Origin of the sequence: Streptomyces sp. RB17, assembly GCF_009604455.1 — a bacterium.
In the GTDB taxonomy this organism is placed as follows: domain Bacteria; phylum Actinomycetota; class Actinomycetes; order Streptomycetales; family Streptomycetaceae; genus Streptomyces.
In genome coordinates this window covers 379,578-398,162 of sequence record NZ_WEGL01000005.1, presented here as the reverse complement: position 1 = coordinate 398,162, position 18,585 = coordinate 379,578, and the positions used below count along the sequence as shown (strand labels likewise).

The 18,585-nt window shown below is 72.7% G+C and carries 20 protein-coding genes and 2 pseudogenes; 15 read left to right on the top strand and 7 right to left on the bottom strand.

The window, feature by feature from the left end; genetic code table 11:
- Positions 1–25 precede the first annotated feature (25 nt).
- The 3 genes from SRB17_RS23600 (at position 26) to SRB17_RS23590 (ending at position 3,336) form a co-directional block, all read left to right on the top strand.
- Positions 26–874 carry a glycosyltransferase family 2 protein gene (locus SRB17_RS23600; protein ID WP_323376146.1) on the top strand — a complete coding sequence of 283 codons (849 nt, stop codon included), beginning with the start codon at positions 26–28 and terminating at the stop codon, positions 872–874.
- Between the two features lie 72 nt (positions 875–946).
- On the top strand, positions 947–2,290 hold the full coding sequence (locus SRB17_RS23595) for an MFS transporter (RefSeq protein ID WP_153541930.1): 1,344 nt from the start codon (positions 947–949) through the stop codon (positions 2,288–2,290).
- A 23-nt stretch (positions 2,291–2,313) separates the two neighbouring features.
- Entirely contained in the window at positions 2,314–3,336 is a 1,023-nt protein-coding gene (locus SRB17_RS23590; protein ID WP_153541928.1) for a TolB family protein, read from the top strand.
- A 19-nt stretch (positions 3,337–3,355) separates the two neighbouring features.
- On the opposite strand, the gene SRB17_RS23585 is transcribed toward SRB17_RS23590, so the two are convergent.
- A complete protein-coding gene (locus SRB17_RS23585; RefSeq protein ID WP_153541925.1) occupies positions 3,356–3,601 on the bottom strand; it encodes a Smr/MutS family protein in 246 nt (81 codons plus the stop codon).
- An 81-nt stretch (positions 3,602–3,682) separates the two neighbouring features.
- Between SRB17_RS23585 and SRB17_RS48525 the strand changes: the two are divergent.
- Both SRB17_RS48525 and SRB17_RS23575 read left to right on the top strand, forming a co-directional pair.
- Positions 3,683–4,030, top strand: a pseudogene (locus SRB17_RS48525) (urea transporter); the annotation flags it as partial.
- A 415-nt stretch (positions 4,031–4,445) separates the two neighbouring features.
- The gene (locus SRB17_RS23575; RefSeq protein WP_153541921.1) at positions 4,446–4,832 is read left to right on the top strand and encodes a DUF2267 domain-containing protein; all 387 of its coding nucleotides are present in this window, start codon (positions 4,446–4,448) and stop codon (positions 4,830–4,832) included.
- A gap of 96 nt (positions 4,833–4,928) precedes the next feature.
- Here SRB17_RS23575 and SRB17_RS23570 read toward each other — a convergent pair whose 3' ends face one another.
- The gene (locus SRB17_RS23570; protein WP_323376145.1) at positions 4,929–6,260 is read right to left on the bottom strand and encodes an erythromycin esterase family protein; all 1,332 of its coding nucleotides are present in this window, start codon (positions 6,258–6,260) and stop codon (positions 4,929–4,931) included.
- 222 nt (positions 6,261–6,482) lie between these two features.
- On the opposite strand from SRB17_RS23570, the gene SRB17_RS23565 reads away from it, so the two are divergent.
- On the top strand, positions 6,483–7,478 hold the full coding sequence (locus SRB17_RS23565) for a sigma-70 family RNA polymerase sigma factor (RefSeq protein WP_323376144.1): 996 nt from the start codon (positions 6,483–6,485) through the stop codon (positions 7,476–7,478).
- A gap of 82 nt (positions 7,479–7,560) precedes the next feature.
- Here the strand turns inward: SRB17_RS23565 and SRB17_RS23560 are convergent, their stop codons facing one another.
- Positions 7,561–7,866, bottom strand: a complete 306-nt coding sequence (locus SRB17_RS23560; protein ID WP_194294109.1) for a hypothetical protein — start codon at positions 7,864–7,866, stop codon at positions 7,561–7,563.
- Between the two features lie 111 nt (positions 7,867–7,977).
- Here SRB17_RS23560 and SRB17_RS23555 point away from each other — a divergent pair, with 111 nt between their 5' ends.
- The 3 genes from SRB17_RS23555 to SRB17_RS23545 all read left to right on the top strand — a co-directional run bounded on the left by SRB17_RS23555 (position 7,978) and on the right by SRB17_RS23545 (position 9,093).
- Positions 7,978–8,430 (top strand): YbhB/YbcL family Raf kinase inhibitor-like protein, encoded by a 453-nt coding sequence (locus tag SRB17_RS23555; protein WP_153541917.1) that lies wholly within the window; start codon positions 7,978–7,980, stop codon positions 8,428–8,430.
- 14 nt (positions 8,431–8,444) lie between these two features.
- A complete protein-coding gene (locus SRB17_RS23550) occupies positions 8,445–8,678 on the top strand; it encodes a hypothetical protein (RefSeq protein ID WP_153541915.1) in 234 nt (77 codons plus the stop codon).
- Between the two features lie 193 nt (positions 8,679–8,871).
- The gene (locus tag SRB17_RS23545; RefSeq protein WP_153541913.1) at positions 8,872–9,093 is read left to right on the top strand and encodes a hypothetical protein; all 222 of its coding nucleotides are present in this window, start codon (positions 8,872–8,874) and stop codon (positions 9,091–9,093) included.
- Here the strand turns inward: SRB17_RS23545 and SRB17_RS23540 are convergent.
- The gene (locus SRB17_RS23540) at positions 9,074–9,463 is read right to left on the bottom strand and encodes a DUF2267 domain-containing protein (protein WP_153541911.1); all 390 of its coding nucleotides are present in this window, start codon (positions 9,461–9,463) and stop codon (positions 9,074–9,076) included. The genes SRB17_RS23545 and SRB17_RS23540 overlap by 20 nt on opposite strands.
- A 254-nt stretch (positions 9,464–9,717) precedes the next feature.
- Between SRB17_RS23540 and SRB17_RS48520 the strand changes: the two are divergent.
- The 3 genes and pseudogenes from SRB17_RS48520 to SRB17_RS46510 form a co-directional block, all read left to right on the top strand.
- Positions 9,718–10,245 (top strand): annotated as a pseudogene (locus SRB17_RS48520) (alpha/beta fold hydrolase); the annotation flags it as partial.
- Between the two features lie 55 nt (positions 10,246–10,300).
- Complete coding sequence (locus SRB17_RS46515; protein WP_228396204.1) at positions 10,301–10,504, top strand: alpha/beta fold hydrolase; 204 nt, start codon at positions 10,301–10,303, stop codon at positions 10,502–10,504.
- Positions 10,505–10,526: 22 nt separating this feature from the next.
- A complete protein-coding gene (locus SRB17_RS46510; RefSeq protein ID WP_228396203.1) occupies positions 10,527–11,045 on the top strand; it encodes a hypothetical protein in 519 nt (172 codons plus the stop codon).
- Between the two features lie 356 nt (positions 11,046–11,401).
- Here the strand turns inward: SRB17_RS46510 and SRB17_RS23530 are convergent, their stop codons facing one another.
- A complete protein-coding gene (locus SRB17_RS23530) occupies positions 11,402–12,277 on the bottom strand; it encodes an NmrA/HSCARG family protein (RefSeq protein WP_153541907.1) in 876 nt (291 codons plus the stop codon).
- Positions 12,278–12,299: 22 nt separating this feature from the next.
- Complete coding sequence (locus tag SRB17_RS23525; protein WP_153541905.1) at positions 12,300–13,754, bottom strand: MDR family MFS transporter; 1,455 nt, start codon at positions 13,752–13,754, stop codon at positions 12,300–12,302.
- A gap of 64 nt (positions 13,755–13,818) precedes the next feature.
- Here SRB17_RS23525 and SRB17_RS23520 point away from each other — a divergent pair, with 64 nt between their 5' ends.
- On the top strand, positions 13,819–14,508 hold the full coding sequence (locus SRB17_RS23520) for a TetR/AcrR family transcriptional regulator (RefSeq protein ID WP_153541903.1): 690 nt from the start codon (positions 13,819–13,821) through the stop codon (positions 14,506–14,508).
- Positions 14,509–14,566: 58 nt separating this feature from the next.
- Here SRB17_RS23520 and SRB17_RS23515 read toward each other — a convergent pair whose 3' ends face one another.
- On the bottom strand, positions 14,567–15,736 hold the full coding sequence (locus tag SRB17_RS23515; RefSeq protein WP_153541901.1) for an acyl-CoA dehydrogenase family protein: 1,170 nt from the start codon (positions 15,734–15,736) through the stop codon (positions 14,567–14,569).
- Between the two features lie 345 nt (positions 15,737–16,081).
- Here SRB17_RS23515 and SRB17_RS23510 point away from each other — a divergent pair, with 345 nt between their 5' ends.
- Entirely contained in the window at positions 16,082–17,350 is a 1,269-nt protein-coding gene (locus SRB17_RS23510; RefSeq protein ID WP_323376143.1) for a beta-ketoacyl-[acyl-carrier-protein] synthase family protein, read from the top strand.
- Complete coding sequence (locus SRB17_RS23505) at positions 17,347–18,579, top strand: ketosynthase chain-length factor (protein ID WP_153541899.1); 1,233 nt, start codon at positions 17,347–17,349, stop codon at positions 18,577–18,579. Before SRB17_RS23510 ends, SRB17_RS23505 begins: the two co-directional genes overlap by 4 nt.
- Positions 18,580–18,585: the final 6 nt, after the last annotated feature.

The window sequence follows — 18,585 nt, the reverse complement described above, 5'->3', positions numbered from 1 at the left end:
GCGACTTCGAGGCCATACTGCCCGGGTGACGAGCATCGTGATCCCGGCCCACAACGAGGCACGCGTCATCGGCCGGCTCCTCGACTCGCTGCTGGCCGACTCCGCCACGGACGAGACCGACATCGTGGTCGTGTGCAACGGCTGTACGGATGACACCGCGCGGATCGCGGCAGCCCGCGGCCCGCGCGTCCGGGTGGTCGAGATCCCCGTCCCTTCCAAGCACGCCGCCCTGCGGGCGGGTGACGACCACGCGCGCGGCTTCCCCCGCCTCTACGTGGACGCCGACGTCGTGATCACGGGCGCCGACGTACGGGCACTGACCGGGCCCCTCACCGACGACACCTCGGGCATCCTCGCCACCGCCCCCGAACGGCAGATCCCGCTGGCCGCCTGCGCATGGCGGGTGCGCGCCTACTACCAGGTGTGGCAGCGGCTCCCCGCCGTACGCGAGGGGTTGTTCGGGCGAGGCGTCATCGCGGTCTCCAAGGCCGGGCAGGCCCGGATCGCCGCGCTGCCGCCACTGATGGCGGACGACCTGGCCGCGTCCCTGGCGTTCGCCCCGGAGGAGCGGCTCGTGGTCCGCGCGGCCAGCGCCGTGATCCAACCACCCCGCACCTGGCCGGACTTGATCAAACGGCGGGTCCGGGCCGCGGTGTCCACCGCCCAGGTCGAGCAGCACCAGGGGGCACACCGGGCCTCGGCCCGCACGGGCAAGGCGGATCTGACGGCCATGCTCCGCAGGGAGCCGAGGCTCTTGGCGGGTGTCGTGGTCTTCGTCGCGGCGGCGGTCGCCGCCCGGCGGAGGGCCGGAAAGGCCATCCGGGCCCAGGACTTCGGCACCTGGCTACGCGACGAGAGCAGTCGGCAGGTCTGATCGCACCGCACCTGAAGCCATGTATCGCACCACACCCGGAGCCTTGTACCGCACCGCACCTGGAGCCTTGACTTGTATCTCACCGACCGCTCCGCGCCCGTCAAGGCGGGTACCGACCGGGTCCGAAGACGCAGCCCGGGGCCCAAGCTCGCCCCGGTCGTGCTCGTGCTGGGCGCGGTCAGCCTGATCACGGACATCTCCTCGGAGATGGTCACCGCCGTCCTGCCGCTCTACCTCGTCACCACGCTCGGCTTCAGCCCGCTGGGATTCGGCACCCTCGACGGCGTCTACAACGGCGTCAGCGCGCTGGTCCAGCTCACCGGGGGCCATCTCGCGGACCGGGTGCGGGGCCACAAGCTGCTGGCCGGGCTCGGCTACGGCCTGTCCGCGCTGTGCAAGCCGCTGCTCCTGCTCGCCGGCAGCCTCGGCACGCTCGGCACGGTCCTGGCCCTGGAGCGGACCGGCAAGGGCCTGCGCACCGCCCCGCGCGATGCGATGATCTCCCTTTCCACACCGGCCGAGAGCCAGGGCCGGGCCTTCGGTGTGCACCGGGCGATGGACACCACCGGCGCGATGCTCGGCCCACTGGCGGCCTTCCTCATCCTGCGCGCGGCGGCCGACGGTTACGACGCCGTGTTCGGCGTGAGCGCATGCGTCGCCGGGCTCGGGGTGGTCGTACTGGTGTTGTTCGTACCCGGCGGGCGGCGGGGGCCGGAGGAATGGCGGGGCGGGCGGACCGGCGAAGCGGGTGTGCGGGGCGAAGCCGGGGTGGCCGCTGAAGCGGGCGCAGCGGTCGACGCCGGTGTGAGGGGCGGCACGCCGCCCGTCCGCGTACGTGAGGCACTGGCGCTGCTGCGCCTGCCGCGGCTGCGGGCGCTCGCCGGCTGTGCCGCGCTGCTCGGCCTGACCACCGTCAGCGACGCCTTCCTGTATCTGCTCCTCCAGCGGCGTGCGGGTGTCGGCCAGGAGTGGTTCACGCTGCTGCCGCTGGGCACGGCCGTCGTGTTCCTGCTGCTGGCCGTGCCCGTCGGCGCGCTGGCCGACCGGGTCGGGCGGCGCACCGTGTTCCTCGCCGGGCACCTGGGTCTGCTCGCCGCCTACACATTCCTGCTGTGGGCCCCGGGCACACCGCTGCTCGCCCCGGTCGTACTCGCCCTGCACGGCGCGTTCTACGCGGCCACCGACGGGGTACTCCCGGCCGCCCTCGCCGGCCTCGTGCCCGAGCATCTGCGCGCCAGCGGCCTGGCCATCGTCGGCACCAGCCAGGCGCTGGCCCGGTTCTGCTGCTCGCTGGCCTTCGGCGCCGCCTGGACGGCCTGGGGGGACGGGCCGGCGCTGGCCGGCTCGGCGGTCGGCCTGCTGTGCTGCGCGGCCGTCGCGGGCCTGGTGCTGCGGCCGGCCGGCGGAAACCGATGACCACCACAGCCACGAGGATCCCTATGACATCGCTGCGCCGCCGTCTGCTCGTACTCGTCGCGGCGGTCCTGGTCCTCGCGGGCCTGGGCACCGGCGTGGTCCTGCACGCCGCCGCCCGCGCGGACCGGGCGAACCGGCCGCAGTCGGGCGATCCCGCCGTCCGCGCGGGCACGTTGACACTCGGCCAGAAGGGCCGCCTGGCCTTTCTCAACGCGGCCCCCGGCCCGCACCGCACCGCGGTCTCCTCGGTGCCGTCCGCCGACCCCCGGGGCGGGCGGACCGCCTCGAACCTGAAGTGCGCGCGTTTCTACGCGGCCGCCGGCACCGGCATCTGCCTCCAGTCCGACCCCGGTGTCCTCAAGCAGAGCAACCGCGCGCTGCTGCTGGACGCCGGCCTCCGCACCCGGCGCACCTTCCCGCTCGCGGGCACGCCCAGCCGGGCCCGGGTCTCGTCCAGCGGCCGCTTCGTCGCCTGGACGGTCTTCGTCTCCGGCGAGTCCTATTCGTCCGCCTTCTTCTCCACCCGGACCTCGATCCTGGACACCCGGACCATGCGGCTGACCCCCAGCCTGGAGACGTTCTCCGTCGTCAAGGACGGCAAGCCCTACCACGCCTCGGACATCAACTTCTGGGGCGTGACCTTCGCCGCCGACGACGACACCTTCTACGCCACCCTCAACACCGCCGGCACGACCTACCTGGTCCGGGGTTCGATCTCCCGGCGTACGGTGACCACCCTGGTCGAGAACGTGGAGTGTCCCTCGCTCTCCCCCGACGGGACGCGGGTCGCCTTCAAGAAGCGGGTCCTGTCCCGTACCGATCTGTGGCACGAGTACGTCCTCGACCTGCGCACCCTGCGCGAGACACCGCTGGCCGAACGCCACAGTGTCGACGACCAGGCCACCTGGCTCGACGACCACACGGTCGCCTACGCGCTCCCCGCCGACGGCAAGGTCGGCAGCAGCGACCTGTGGAGCGTACCCGCGGACGGCTCGGGAACCCCCCACCTGCTGATCGCCGGTGCCTCCTCCCCCGCGCCGCTGTAGCCTGCGATCCGCCGCCCGATCACTGGAAGTAGACGAGAATGCGTCCGGTGTTGCCCGTGTCGACCTCGCGCCGGACGTACAGCTTCCGGATGTGCTTCTGGTCCAGGAACGCGAGCACGCGGGCTCTGAGCCGCCCGGAACCCTTGCCCGGAATGATCTCCGCAACGGGCTCGCCCGCATGGTTGGCCCTGAAGAGGAACTGACGCAGCGCCAGTTCGATGTCGCGGTTGTTGCGGAAGATCGGGTGGAGATCGAGCGAGAGCATCCGGACCTCGGGTGGGGTTGGAGACGGGGCGCCATGTGAAGCTACTCGGCCGCGAAACCGCGCGCCAGGAGGGGTGGGGTCCGGGTCATGTTCCTGGGCAGCGCTCGGGCAGGTGCCGTCTTCGCCCTCGCACTGGTGCCGGCGGACTGGCGGTACGGCGCCGACGCGCTGGGTGGCGCCGCCCTCGGAACCAGCGCCGCGCGTCTGCTCGGCGCGCCCCCGGACCGGGTGCGGGCGGGGCTGGAGGGCTTCAACTCCTGTCTGACCGCCCTCTGTTGCGCCGTGTTCCTCAGCGGGCAGGCCGGCCACGATGCTGCTCGCGGCCCCGGCCTGCCTTGTGGCCACCATGGTCACGGCGGCCATGATCCGCCTGCTGCCCGGAGACCTTCGGAACGACGGCCGTCTACGAGGAGCCTGCCCTCGCGGTGATTGTGATGCCGCCGGATCGCGTCGACGTGAGCGACGGAGTAGGTGTCCTGCTGCGCTCGATCAAGCCGGGCCGGGTACTGGCCCGCAGTAGCTCGGCCTGGGCGGAAGGCCGCCCGGCAGCCGCGGGCCCTGCCGGCACTCGCCGCCGCCGGACGGCGGTTGGTGCCATACGGCACGGGTACCCGGGCGCGGATGGAGTGGCAGCAGGTGCAGGACGCGTCGGCCGCGGTCTTCGTCGTGGTCCTCGCCCCGGGAGCGGAAGCCGTCGCCACGCTCACCGGCTTCGCCCGGGATGTGCCTCTCGAAGCTCGGCGAACAGTGCGAGGAGCTGTCGCTGCTGGGGGACATTCCGGCCCGGTCTCGGCCCGGCGCTTGTCGACCTGCCACAGGGAGCATCACCACCGGGGAGCGCATCATGACGTCCACCGAATTCCTCGCCGCCGTGCGGGAGCACGGGGAGTACAGCGACCTCGACGAGGCGACCCGCGTCACCGAAGCCGTCCTCTGCACGCTCGGCGACCGGCTGCAGCCCACCGCGGCGGATCACCTCGCGGACCAGCTGCCCCTGGAGATCGGGTCGTTCGTCACCGGCGTGGGCAACACCGGACGGACCTGGGGCGTGCAGGAGTTCGTCCGCCAGGTGGCCCGGGCCGCCGCCGAGGACGAGACGACCGCCCGGAGGGACGCGGAAGTGGTGCTCACCGCCGTCGGCGGCACCGTGTCGGGCGGCGCGCTGCACAAGCTGCTGAGTCTGCTGCCGAGCGGATACGCGGCGCTGTTCGGCCATCCCGAGCTGACCTGACCGGGCCTGGTGCGGCGGCGACGGCGACGGGGGCGCCGCCGACCAGCACCGGCCCACCTTCACCCGCCGCTTCCCCGCCGCCGTACGCTTCTGGTGTCACACGCCCGCAGGCCAGGTGTGTTCCTCCCGGGTCTCCTCGGCCACGGGGTGCAGCGGGGTGAGCGCGTGAGTGCGGTCGAGGTAGCAGAAGGCGTCGTAGCGCTGGGCCAGGACCGTGGGGACGTAGTTGCCGACGCGGTCGTACTGCGGCCGGTACACCACGCCGATCGCGCGGTGGCCGTGCTCCTCGTGGAACCACTCGCCATGGCCGGAGGAGGGCGGGTGCTGGAGCTGCACATGCGGGAAGACGAACAGCGCCCGCTCGCCGGGCAGCGCCCGGTGCAGCAGATCCTCCACGCTGCCGGTGCGCGCGGGCGGCACGTCCATGATCCTGGGGACGTCGCCCCATGCTTCCGCGGCGATCACGGTGCCGGAGTGCGAGCCGAACCCGACCAGCACCACACCCCTGCCCATGTGACGCTCGCGCACCAGTTGCCCGACGTTGATCTCGCCGACGTCGGCCATGTCCGTGGCGCGCGCATCACCGATGTGGGTGTTGTGCTCCCAGACCACCGCCCTGGCATCAGGGCCGTAATGCTCCGTCAGCCGGTCCAGGGTGTCGGCCATGTGGCGGTCCCGGATGTTCCACGACTCGGGCCCGCTGTCGAGCATGACCCGGTAATAGGCCTCGGCCCCGGCCAGCACGTCGGCGTTCTGCCTGGCCGCGAACTCCGCGAGCGAGCCGTCCACGCCCGCCGCCTGCGCGGCCCGCCGGCGCAGCTGCGTGAGCAGGGCCACCACCTCGGGTGCACAGCCCTCCGGCATGTAACGGGTGGCCAGCGCATACGCCTGCGGGTTCGCCGCGTACGGCTCGAAACAGCGGAACGTCTCCAGGGCGTGCTCCACCCGGTCGGGGTCGTGCTCGCGCAGATGACCCAGCACCGCGTGCAACGACTCCCACAGGCTGTAGACGTCCAGCCCGAAGAAGCCCACGCGCCGCTCGGGGGGCAGAGCCTCGTTGTGCCGGCGCAGCCACCGGGTGAAGGCGGCCACGTCGGTGTTGCCCCATATCCACGTCGGCCAGCGCCGGAAGCCCGCCAGCACCTCGCCGGGGTCCTCGGGCGCGTCCGACGCGGCGACCACGGCGCAGTGCACGGCCTGGCAGTCCGGCCAGTCGCCCTCCACCGCGACGAAGGAGAAGCCCTTCTCCTCGATCAGCCGGCGCGTCAGCACGTCTCGCAGCTGGTAGTAGTCCGCGGTGCCGTGGGACGCCTCGCCGAGCAGCACATAGCGGGCGTCGCCGATGCGCTCCATCAGCGGATCGAGCGACGCCGGGTCGGTCAGCGGCAAGGCGTGGCTGCGGATGCGGTCCAGGTCGGTGTCGGGCACGGAAGCTCCCCTTTCCGCGGATGCCGCACCGGGTTCCCGCGGTACCGCGAGCGAAACGACGTGCGCGCGGCCCCGCCGCCGTACCAGGAGACGTCGGCACAGGCAGCGCGCGTGTCCTGACGCTCCGGCCGGGTACCCGCACTCGGCAAGCGCCTGTGGGAAGCACAGAGCGAAACGACAGGAGTCGGAGACCGGAACGATGCCTGCCCGGCACGATCCCCTGTGGTGGACCCCCGGGAACGCCGCCGTGCCGCCGAGCGCTCCGCGCGCCCGCGCAGCCCGGTCCCGGAGACCGGCGACGAGCCGGATCTGCTCGGCCAGTACCTGGCCCAGATCGCCGCGACCCCGCTGCTCGAAGCCGCGGACGAGGTACGACTGGCCCAGCGCATCGAGGCCGGTGTGCACGCCGCCGAGGAGCTGGAGCCGGACGAGGCCGGCGAGCGCGCCCTCGCACCGCCGCGGCGCCGGGAACTGGAGGCGGCCGTACGGGACGGCACGCGGGCCAAGGACCACATGATCCGGGCCAACCTGCGGCTCGTGGTGTCGATCGCCAAACGGCACGCCCACCGGGGCGCGCCCCTGCTCGACCTGATCCAGGAGGGCAACCTCGGGCTGATACGGGCGGTGGAGAAGTTCGACCACACCAAGGGCTTCAAGTTCTCCACGTACGCCACCTGGTGGATCCGGCAGGCGATCGAACGGGGCCTGGCCCAGCACGCCCGCACGGTACGGCTGCCGATGCACGTCGTGGAGCAGCTGCAGAAGCTCGCGAAAGCCGAACGGCAACTCCAGCTGCGGCTCGACCGCGAGCCGACGGACGACGAGGTCGCCCGGGAGAGCGGCTTCGACGAGCAACGGGTGGTCTGGCTGCACCGGGTCGGGCGGCAGACGCTGAGCCTGGACACGCCGGTGGACGAGACCGGCGAGACCGTGGTCGGGGACCTCGTCCCCGCCACCGACATACTCCAGGCTCCGCAGGTCGCCGAGTACCGGGCGCCGGCCGAGAACCTCAGGGACGCCCTGGGTGTGCTGGCGCCCCGTGAAGCCATGATCCTCAGCCTGCGCTACGGACTGCACGACGGGCATCCGCGCACGCTGCAGCAGGTGGCCGACCAGGCCGGACTGACCCGGGAACGCGTGCGCCAGCTGGAGAAGGAGTCACTCAGCAGACTGCGGGCGCCCGAGACGGGCAAGCGCCTGCTGGACTGGGCGAGCTGACGGCCTGGACCCGGGCGAGCCGACGCCCGGGACCGGGCGAGCCGGTCGCGCGCCGCTCGCATGGCTCGCGCCCGGGCGCTGGTCAGGCCCGGGTCCCGGGGCCCGGCGTCCCGCCGAGCGTCGTATGCCGCATCCGGCGCGGCCGGGAGCTCCGGTGCCGGCCGGCGTGTGCCATGCCGCTCACCATGATCGCCAGGCCCGCGCAGAAGATGAGCGCCAGCGCGAGTCCGGAGCTGAACAGGGCGAGGCCGCTCATGGTGGCGACGTCGTGATCCAGGACGGACACCGTGTAGTCGGGCCCGCCGGACAGGTTGCCCGCGATCGCAAGGGCCGTGAAGGCAGCCGCGCCCGCGAGAAGGAGCAGTCCGAAGAACCGCATCCCAGTCATCTCCTCGTCTCCTCGCACGGGGTGTGTCGATCGGGCGGGTACCCCACGGCGATCCGGTCATCCCGCGCCGCTGGGTCGTATGCCTGCGCCTGCTCGGGGTACTCCGGTCGCATGGCCGGTATCGAACTCAGAAGCGCAGCCTTCAGTGATCACAGCATGATCCCGCGCCACTACGCCCATGACGCGGACAACGTCTCCCCGCCCCTCGCCTGGTCCGGAGTACCGGACGACGCGGCGGAGCTGGCCCTGCTGTGCGAAGACCCGGACGCACCGTCGGGAACCTTCGTGCACTGGCTCGTGACGGGCATCGACCCCCGCACCGGGGGCCTGGACGCCGGCGAGGCACCCCGGGGCGGTCAGGCGCATCGCAACGGCTTCGGCGAACGCGGCTGGGGCGGTCCACAGCCCCCGGTCGGCGACGACGCCCACCACTACGTCTTCCGCCTCTACGCCCTCCCCGCCCCTGTCTCCCTCCCGGACCGGGCCACCGCCGACGACGCACACGCCGTCCTCGACCGGGAGCAGTTGGCCAGCGGCACCATCGTCGGGCTCTACCAGCGCTGACCACGACGGCAGACATGCCCGTCACCCCCGTCGGCGCCCGACCGTGCGGGGCCCTCCACGCCGCCGTGCCTGCGGACGCGCGGTACGGCGGTCGGGTCACGGCCGAGGCGTGGCAGGAACTCGCCACCCGCGGTATCAGCGGTACCAGGAGCACGGAGCGTCGGCTGCTCGGCGACGGCGAACGCACCTGGGAGGAGTTCTTGGACCGGATCGACCGGATCGACCGGATGCCGGTGCGCGCGGCGTGATGTGCCGTGACGCCCCTGGACCCGACCGGCCCGCCCTTCCCGGAGGACGTCGACACCGCCTTCCACCACGGGGTGTCGGGCGCATGCGCAGCCGTGCCGTCGGACGACCGCGGCCCCCGATGCCCGAGGTCGTCCTCGTGCCGGGCATGGGCGTGGCCGACGACCTGCTGTCCGGCCCGCCCGGACGCTGCTCATGGGGGACTCGAGCGGCACCGAGGTCGCCGCACGCGCGGCGTTGGCCGCGCCGAACGTCGTCGCGCTGGTACTGGCGAGCCCACGGTCTGCCCGGTCGCGCGCGCCCCTGCCCCGACTGCTGCTGCGTCGGCGGCTGGACTCCCGGCACGAGCCGTCCGGCCCGTCCGAGTCGCGCCACCGTACGGGACAGTCGGCGGGTGTCACCGGCCGGGCTGGGTGAACAGCGTGCCGAACTCGTCCGGCAGGGCGCCCTGCAGGTCCGCCGCCAGGTCCGTGTCCTCGGCCGTGAGCCCGGAGACCACCGTCTGCGCCAGGAACAGAGCCTGCTCCGGAGTGGCACCCACGGGCCGGGCCACATCGGCCAGCAGCTCGTCGAGCCGCATGGCGGAGTCGTCCGCCATGCGGCCGCCGTACTCCAGCGCCCCGCGTTCATGGGCCGGTACGGCCTGCCGCAGATGGTCACGGTGGGGCGCGTCCAAACGACTGCTCAACGCTGCGAGAACCAGGTGCACGGCTGCGTCGGCGGCCTCCGTGTCGCCGAGCCGGGCCCGCGACGCCACCTCTTCCACCAGATGCCGATGGCTGATCATGCTGCCTCCCGCTGGTGCGGACGGGGTCATACCGGAGGGATCCGAGCGGCGGCCCTGAGGGCCGCGTTCCCCCGGGTGCCCGTGGGACCGACGCGTACACGGGACGACGACGTCGCCGTATGCCGGCCGCGGACATCGGCGTGGCCCGGTGACGGACCGGGACCACCCTGCTCGTCGGTCCGGATTCCGGGTAGGTCCGGATTCCGGGTAGGTCCGGATTCCGGGTAGGTCCGGATTCCGGGTAGGGATGGATCATGCGACGGATCACGGTGGCGGTCGGTGGCCGCCCGACGGTGGCCTGGCGGATCGCCGGGCGACCGCCTCCAGTGGTGTGCGTCCACGGTCCCGGGGTCTCCAGCCGGGAGTTCCGGCCGTTCATCGAGGTCCTCGGCCGGCACCACGACACGTGGACCGTCGATCTTCCCGGGTTCGGCGCCAGCACCGGACCCCGGTACCCGCTGGGGTTGCGGGCGCCGGCCGACGCGCTCGTGGAGTGGCTGACCGCCGTCGGCCTCGACCAGGTGGTGCTCCTCGGCGGGTCCTTCGGCTGTCAGGTGGCCGTCGACACCGCCGTCCGGCATCCGGACCGCATCGCTGGGCTTGTGCTCGTGGGGCCCACCGTCGACCCGGCCGCCCGCGGCTTCATCCGTCAGCTGCTGCGCTGGCTGCGCAACGCGCCCCACGAGCGCGCGTCGATGGCCCCGCTCAACCTCGCCGACTACCGTGACGCGGGCGGACGCGGCATCGTCGGCGCCTTCACCGAGTCGCTGCGCGACCGTGTCGAGGACAAGCTGCCCCACGTCGTCGTGCCGACACTGGTGGTGCGCGGGGCGCAGGATGGTCCCCCAGGAGTGGGCCAAGGAGGTGACCCGGCTGCTGCCCGCGGGACGGCTGGCCGTGGTGGAGGAGTCCGGACACATGGTCCCCTACCGGCAGGCGCACCCACTGGCCGGGCTCGTCACCGGCTTCCTCGCTCACGAGTGCGTGGCCGCCGGTGCGGGTGGCAGGACGGGGCCGCCGGAGCAGGGGCCGGCGGGATGAAGGCGTCCACTCAGCCCCCGCAGTGGCCGATCTGTACCGATCCTGGTACGCCGGGCGTGGCCTGCCCACCGGACGACTCCTCGTCGAGTCGTTCCTGCTGCTCGAGCCCTGGTGGACCCTGCGCACCGGATCGGTGCCGTACTGGACGGTGTTCGGCACCGAGGCTTCACGCGCGCGCCTCGATTCCTGCCTGGACGCCTCCGCCCCTTACGACGAGATCCGGATCCTGCTGTCCAACGACGGCACCGACTCCATCGGCCTGGCCGACGCGCACGCCTGGCAGCGTACGGCCGCCCGCGCACGCAAGATCGGCCGGCTGACCGGCGTGGACGCCGCCGCCTACCCGCGTGACTTCGCGAGCTTCGTACGCTCACACCGGGAACTGAGCAAGATCCGCACCCGGTATCCACTGCCGCTGCCGCTCGACGCTGCCGACGCGATCACCGCACTTGCCGCCCGAGACGACATCCTCTGGCGCCCGGTGCGCTGGTCCACCACCGGTTCAGTGTCGCTCGAGGCCCGGCTGGGACGCTGCCTGTGACGGGCCGGGAACGAAACCGGCGTCCGGACCAGCAGGACGGTGATGCGTCAGCATGGAGGACAAAGCCGCTCTCTCGACAACCGCGTTCGACTTCGGAGTCGTTCACCGACATCCCGACATGCCTCGCGCTCCTCGGGAGCCGAGGTCCGACCCTCTCGCCTTCACGGCTCAGGCCGTGCTCCTCGGCCACATCCTGGATCTGTCGCTCACGGGCGCGCGTTCCCGGAGGGAGGCGGAGGCGGAGGCGTACGGCAGGTACCGGTTTCCGTACGCGGGTTGACGCCGCGCGGGAACGCGTGACGGCGCCGCCGGCCCGGACCGTCCGGGGCGGCGGCGCCGTCATGGGCTCGCGGTCGTCACGCCTGCAGGAGCTGCTCCCAGTCCACGGTGCGGGCCCACTGCTCGAAGGTGTGCCAGGACACCTCCGGGTAGGCGGCACGCAGCGCCGTCCGGTCCACGAAGTGGGTGTTCTCCTCGAAGCGCCGGAACATGGTGGCGACCTCGTCGCCGGCCCACTGCCGCACCTGCTCGAGGGGCATCTGCTGGTACGGGATCTCCTTGCCCAGCACCCTGCTGAGCGCAGCCGCGGCCTCCGTCCCGGTGACGCTGTCGGAGGCGAGGTCGATCCGCCGTCCGGCCAGGTCACCGGGGTTCTCGATGGCGTGCACGGCCAGGCCCGCGATGTCGAGCACCGTCACCTGGTCCAGTTTCTTGCCGGGCGACAGCGGCATGGCGAGCCGGCCGGCCGCCAGTCCGTTGAACCTGACGTTGAGCATGTTCTCCATGAAGTAGACGGGGCCGAGGACGGTGGCGCGCAGCCCGTCCTTCTCCCGCAGATACGCCTCGATCTGCTGCTTGCTGCCGGCATGGGCGACCTGGCTGTCGACGATCCGGTCGGCTCCGCGCAGCGAGGAGTACACCAGGTGCACGCCCGCCTGTTCGGCGGTGTCGGCCAACAGCCGTCCCTGGGCGACCTCCTGCTCCTTGCCCCCTGGACCGAACGGCAGCGAGAGACCGAACACCGCGTCCACTCCGGTGACGGCCTTGGACAGCGCCTCGGCGTCCGCCGGGCTGCCCGCGACCGGGCGAGCGCCCAGATCGGCCAGCGATCGGGCCGCGGGGGAACCCGGGTCACGGGTGAGGGCGAGAACGTCATGGCCTCGCCGCAACAGCAGTTCGGTCACCGCCCTGCCCTGCTTGCCCGTGGCGCCGATGACGAGAACCGTGGTCATGAGTACTCCTTGTCCGACGTGGTCAAGAGTGCTTCTCGTGCGCGGTGGAGGCCGCACGCTGTGCCCGCTCGGTGACGAAGAGCAGGATCGTGGGGACGATCGCCAAGACTGCGGCGACGATGACCCAGCCGAAGGTGTCCCCGAAGGCCTGGGCCCGGCCGGACGGACGTGTCCGACCGGCGAGTTGGTGGGAGAGGACGATGGTCAGGACTGCGGTGCCGATCGAACCGCCCACCCGCTGCAGGACGTTGAGCTGAGGTGTCGCGTCCTTGATCTTCTGCGCCGGCAGGGTGCGGTAGGCGGAGGTCATCACCGGGGTGAGGGACAGTCCGATGCCGGCACCTCGCGTGGCCATGGCGAGGGCGAGCAGCGGATAGGAGGTGCCGGCGGTGAGGAAGAGGAAGGGGATCGTGCACACCGCGGCGATGAGCCCGCCGAGCAGCGCGGTCGTACCCCCGCCCAGCTTGTCCGTCAGGGGCGCCGCCAGCCGGTTGGCGGCCAGCGCTCCGACTCCGCTGGGCACCAGCAGCAGCCCGGTGCTGACGACGTCCTCGCCCCGGACGATCTGGAAGTACAGCGGCAGCAGGATCATGCCGCCGAACAGGGCGACACCGAGGCTGAACATGGTCAGTGCCGCGGCGCTGAACAGCCGGTTGGCGTACAGCCTCATGTCCAGCAGCGGATGGGGCACGCGCAGCGAGCGCACGACGAACAGGACGAGGAACACGACCGCGGTCACGAGCACGGCGATCGACCGCGCGGTGGCCTCGGCCCGGGTGCCGATGTCGGCCAGGCCGTAGGTCAGGCCGACCAGTCCGCCGGCGGCGAGCACCAGGCCCGGTACGTCGAGCGGCCCTGCCTCTGATCCGTCGTCACGGGGCAGCAGCAGCCGGGCGAGTACGGCACCCACCAGGCCGAGGGGGATGTTGATCCAGAAGATGGACTGCCAGCCCGCCCCCTTGACCAGCAGCCCGCCGATGAGCGGGCCGATCATCGGGGCGAGCACGATCGGGATGCCGACCATGCTCATCACGCGCGCCATCTGCGACCGGTCGGCCATGCGGGTCCAGATGATCGTGCCGACCGGCATGATCGCCCCGCCGCCGAGGCCCTGCAGCGCCCGGCTCGCGACCAGTTGGCCGATGCTGTCCGACAGCGCGCAGCACGCGGATCCGAGGGTGAACACCAGCAGCGACACGAGGTAGAGCCGGGCGGCACCGAGCCGCTGGGCGGCCCAGGCGGTCACCGGGATGACCGCGGCGAAGGCCAGCAGATACGCGGTGACCGTCCACTGCACCTCGGTGAGCGGTACGGCCAGGTCGGCGGCGACGGTGTCCAGCGCCACGTTGACGACCGTGGAGTCGAGGAACGAGAGCGACGCGCCAATCATGATCACGCCTATGGCGCGCCGTAACGCGGGAGAGAAGGGCACCGGAACGGTGGACTGCGCGGTGCCTTGCGTGGGGACAGCGCTCATGCCGCCCATTGTTAGACAGCTGTCGAGCGATGTCAAACGACTGTCTAAGTCGTAATCTTGGCCCATGACGACCGCCGATTCCCGCTCCGCCGCCGCCTCGCCCCGCCGTACGCCACGGCGTGCCCGGACCCCCGAGGACCGGCAGGTCGACGCCGAGCGCACCCGTACGGCCCTGCTCGATGCCGCCCTGGAGGAGTTCGCGGCGCGTGGCTTCATGGGGGCCCGCGTGCGCGACATCGCCGCGCGCGCGGGTGTCAGCAAGGACCTCGTCAACTACCACTTCGACAGCAAGGAAGGGCTGTACCTGGCCGTGCAGCGCGCCTGGCTGCAACGCGAAGCGGCCTTCGCCGACCCGTCGCTGCCGCTCGCCGAACTCGCCGCCCGGTACCTGGACGACGCGCTCCGCGATCCGCGCCCCATGCGACTGCTCGCCTGGCGCGGACTCTCCGAACCCCAGGACAGCGCTGCCGCCCGGCCCCCTGCCGAGTCCGAGGACCTGTCCGGCGTACGCCGCCGTCAGGAGGACGGCGAGGTGGCCCCCGGTCTCGACCCGGCCTCGCTCCGCCTGGTGCTGCTCGGCGCGGTGGCGGCACCCGTGGTGTTCCCCGACATGGCACGCCGGTTGTTCGGCACCGGCATCGAGGACCCGGACTTCCGGACCCGGTACGAGCAGGGCCTGCGCGACCTCGTCCGCCAACTGGCCCCGGGCGGGGCGGGAGAGGAGGACGGCGAGACGGAGGGCGGCACGCCGTAGCGAGGCGCGCCGCCCTGCCGAGCTCGCCACGGACGAGCACCGCCGGTCGGAGCCGGCCTCAGCCTCCCTGTCCCGGGGACGCGTCGGCGAGGGCCAGTTCGGCGTAGGCGCGGGCGGCGGGCTCGAACTGCAGGACCGCGTGGGCCGCGCCGGTGTTGGCGTCCCGCCAGAAGCGGGCCAGGGAGCCCGTCTCGCTCGCACCGCTGGTTCCGGCGTTGCGGAACAGCTCGTTGACCGCGGTCACCGCGATGTCGGCCGCCAGGGTCTGGTCCCGATGGGCGCGGGCGGCCGCCAGCGGGGTGAGCGTGCCGCGGTCCGCTTCCGACGCCGCGCGTTCCAGGAGCAGTTGGGCCGCATCGAGCTGCCCGGCCGTGCGGGCCAGTACCGCGTCGGTGGCGGCCTCACTGACGCCGAGCAGCCGGTTCGTGGACGGCGCCGCCGCCCTCTTCCGGGCGACCCTGGCCGTCCACTGGGCCAGCGCTCCCCGGGCGGCGCCCAGCACCGGGGCGGCGAAGGAGAGCCCGCTCACCGCCCGCAGCGGCACCGCGTGGCAGGCGGGCGACGAGCCCGAAGACCGCCCGGAGATCACATCGTGCCGCGCCACGGAGTGCTCGACGGGGACGAAGGTGGGCTCCAGCACCAGCGTGTCGCTGCCGGTGGCCCGCATCCCCGTCATGAACCAGCTCTCCTCGACGGTGTAGGCCGCCCGCGGCACCAGCAGGAAACGCACCTCGTTGCCACCGCCGGCCAGGGGCACCGGGCAGCACAGCATGGCGTGGTCCGAGAAGTGGACCCCGCTCATGTACGGCCAGCGGCCACTGAGCAGCCAGCCGCCCGCCACGGGCTCCGCGGTACCCGCGGGCAACAGCGCCCCGACGAGGAAGGCGTCCGGCCCCTCGCCCCAGACGACGCGCTGCGCCTCCTCGGGCAGGAAGCCCGCCATCCGGCCGATGGTGGCCGCGATGGAGGCGCACCACGCGGCCGAGGGGTCCCCCTCGGCGACTGCGGCCACATCGCGCACACAGGCGCTGAACGTTCCCTCGCTGCCACCCCAGCGGGCGGGCACGAAGTGCCGGGCGAAACCGGCGCCCCGGATCGCCTCGTACGTCTCCGGGGACAGCCGGCGGTCGAGTTCCGCCTTCGCGGCGTGCACGGCGGCGAGTTCGGCCAGCGCGGCGACGGCGCCCTCGGCCGGCCGTGACGCCTCCTCGTTCGTTCGGCGTTCCATCAGGACTCCCTCCTCGTGACGGCGGCGGGATGCGCCGGCGGATCGCCACGGCGACGGCTTCGACGTCGCCGCTCGGCCGGCCGGCCTGCGGGCCCGCGCACGTGCGACGACGGTCGTCCGGTGCGCTCGAGGCTGCCTCGCCGACCGCTGGAATCCCCCCGGCCGGCCGCCGGGCGAGGGGCCCTACCACCCGGTTTCGAGCCGGGCTCGAGCCGCACGGCACAGGCTGCTCGACGCGGGCGGCGTTGCCCTACCACCGACGGTGGAGGACCCCGTCGGGCACAGGCGAAAGGAACGCACTGCGATGGTCTGCTCGAATGAACCCCGTCGTGCCGGAGGTGTGCGGTGACCCGGCGCGTCGTGATCACAGGTATCGGTGTACGTGCGCCCGGTGGGGCCGGAACGAAGGAGTTCTGGGATCTGCTGACCGCGGGCCGTACGGCCACTCGGCGGATCGACTTCTTCGACCCCGGCCCCTTCCGCTCCCAGGTCGCCGGCCAGGTGGCGTTCGACGCCGCGGCGGAAGGGCTGAGCCCCCGGCAGATCCGCCGGATGGACCGCGCCACCCAGTTCGCCGTCGCCTGTACCCGGGAGGCCGTGACGGACAGCGGGCTGGAGACGCAGGCGGGCGATCCGCAGCGGGTCGGTGTCGCCCTCGGCAGCGCGGTGGCATGCGCGACCAGCCTGGAGAACGAGTATCTGGTGATGTCCGACGCCGGCCGGGAGTGGCTGGTGGACCCGGCCTATCTCTCGTCCCACATGTTCGACTACCTGAGCCCCGGCATGATGCCCGCCGAGGTGGCCTGGGAGGTGGGCGCGGAGGGGCCGGTGACCATGGTCTCCGACGGCTGCACCTCGGGGCTGGACGCGGTCGGTCACGCCGTCCAGCTGATCCGTGAGGGTTCCGCCGACGTCATGGTCGCCGGTGCCACGGACACGCCCATCTCACCGATCGTGGTGGCCTGCTTCGACGCCATCAAGGCGACCACCACCCGCAACGACGATCCCGAGCACGCCTCCCGGCCGTTCGACGGCTCCCGCAACGGGTTCGTACTGGCCGAGGGCGCCGCGATGTTCGTGCTGGAGGAGTACGAGGCGGCGCGGGCCCGCGGCGCCCGGATCTACGCGGAGGTGACCGGGTACGCGACCCGCTGCAACGCGTACCACATGACGGGGCTGAAGAAGGACGGCCGCGAGCTGGCCGAGGCCATCCGGACGGCACTGGACGAGTCCCGCCTGGACCCCACCGCGGTGGACTACATCAACGCGCACGGCTCGGGCACCAAGCAGAACGACCGCCACGAGACCGCGGCGTTCAAACGGAGCCTCGGCCGGCACGCGTACGACGTGCCGGTCAGCTCCATCAAGTCCATGGTGGGTCACTCGCTCGGGGCCATCGGCTCCATCGAGATCGCGGCCTGCGCCCTGGCCATCGAGCACGGAGTCATCCCGCCCACGGCCAACCTGCACCAGCCCGACCCGGAGTGCGATCTGGACTACGTCCCGCTGACCGCGCGCGAGCAGCGGGTGGACACCGTGCTGACGGTGGGCAGCGGTTTCGGCGGGTTCCAGAGCGCCATGGTGCTCCGGCGTCCGGAAGGAGCCCGCGCATGAGCGCCACGGCGGTGGTCACCGGGATCGGGGTCACGGCACCCAACGGCCTCGGGACGCAGGAGTACTGGAAGGCCGTGCTCGACGGTCGCAACGGGATCAGCGAACTCACCCGGTTCGACACGTCGCGCTGTCCGGCACGGCTCGCCGGGCAGATCACCGGTTTCCGGGCCGAGGAGCATCTGCCGGCCCGGCTCCTGCCCCAGACCGACATCTCCACGCGCCTCGCCCTGGTGGCTGCCGACTGGGCCCTCGAGGACGCGGGTGTCGGCCCCGAGGCCCTGCCCGACTACGACATGGGCGTGATCACGTCCAACGCCATGGGCGGTTTCGACTTCACCCACCACGAGTTCCGCAAACTCTGGAGCCAGGGGCCGGAGTTCGTGAGCGTCTACGAGTCGTTCGCCTGGTTCTACGCGGTGAACACGGGCCAGATCTCCATCCGCAACGGCATGCGCGGGCCGAGCGCCGCCCTGGTCGGGGAGCAGGCGGGCGGTCTCGACGCGCTCGGCCATGCCCGCCGAACCGTCCGGCGCGGCACCCGGCTCGTGGTCAGCGGCGGTGTCGACTCCGCCTTCGACCCCTGGGGGTACGTCTCCCAGCTGGCCGGCGGACGGGTGAGCACCGTGCCGGACCCGGACCGCGCGTACCTGCCCTTCGACTCCCGCGCCTGCGGCCACGTTCCGGGAGAGGGCGGTGCCCTGCTCGTGGTGGAGGACGCGGACTCGGCGCGCGAGCGGGGCGTCACGGGCGCCGACGTGTACGGCGAGATCGCCGGCTACGCCGCGACCTTCGACCCCCGGCCCGGCTCCGGCCGTCCGCCGGGGCTGCGCAGGGCGGCGCAGGCGGCCCTGGCCGATGCCGCGGTCGCGCCGGGCGACGTGGACGTGGTCTTCGCGGACGCGGCGGGCAGCGCCGAGCTGGACCGGGCCGAGGCCGCGGCGATCCGCGAGCTCTTCGGTCCGGGCGGCGTCCCGGTCACCGCGCCCAAGTCGCTGACCGGCCGGCTCCACGCGGGCGGCGGCCCGCTGGACGTGGCGACGGCCCTGCTGTCCCTCCGCGACGGTGTCGTCCCGCCGACCGGCAACACCTCGGACGTCCCGGAGGAGTACGGACTGGACCTGGTCCTCGACGCACCGCGTGAACGGCCCCTGCGCACCGCGCTGGTGCTCGCGCGCGGCCACCGCGGCTTCAACGCGGCCCTGGTCGTCCGCGCCGTCCCCCGGTCCTGAGCGGTA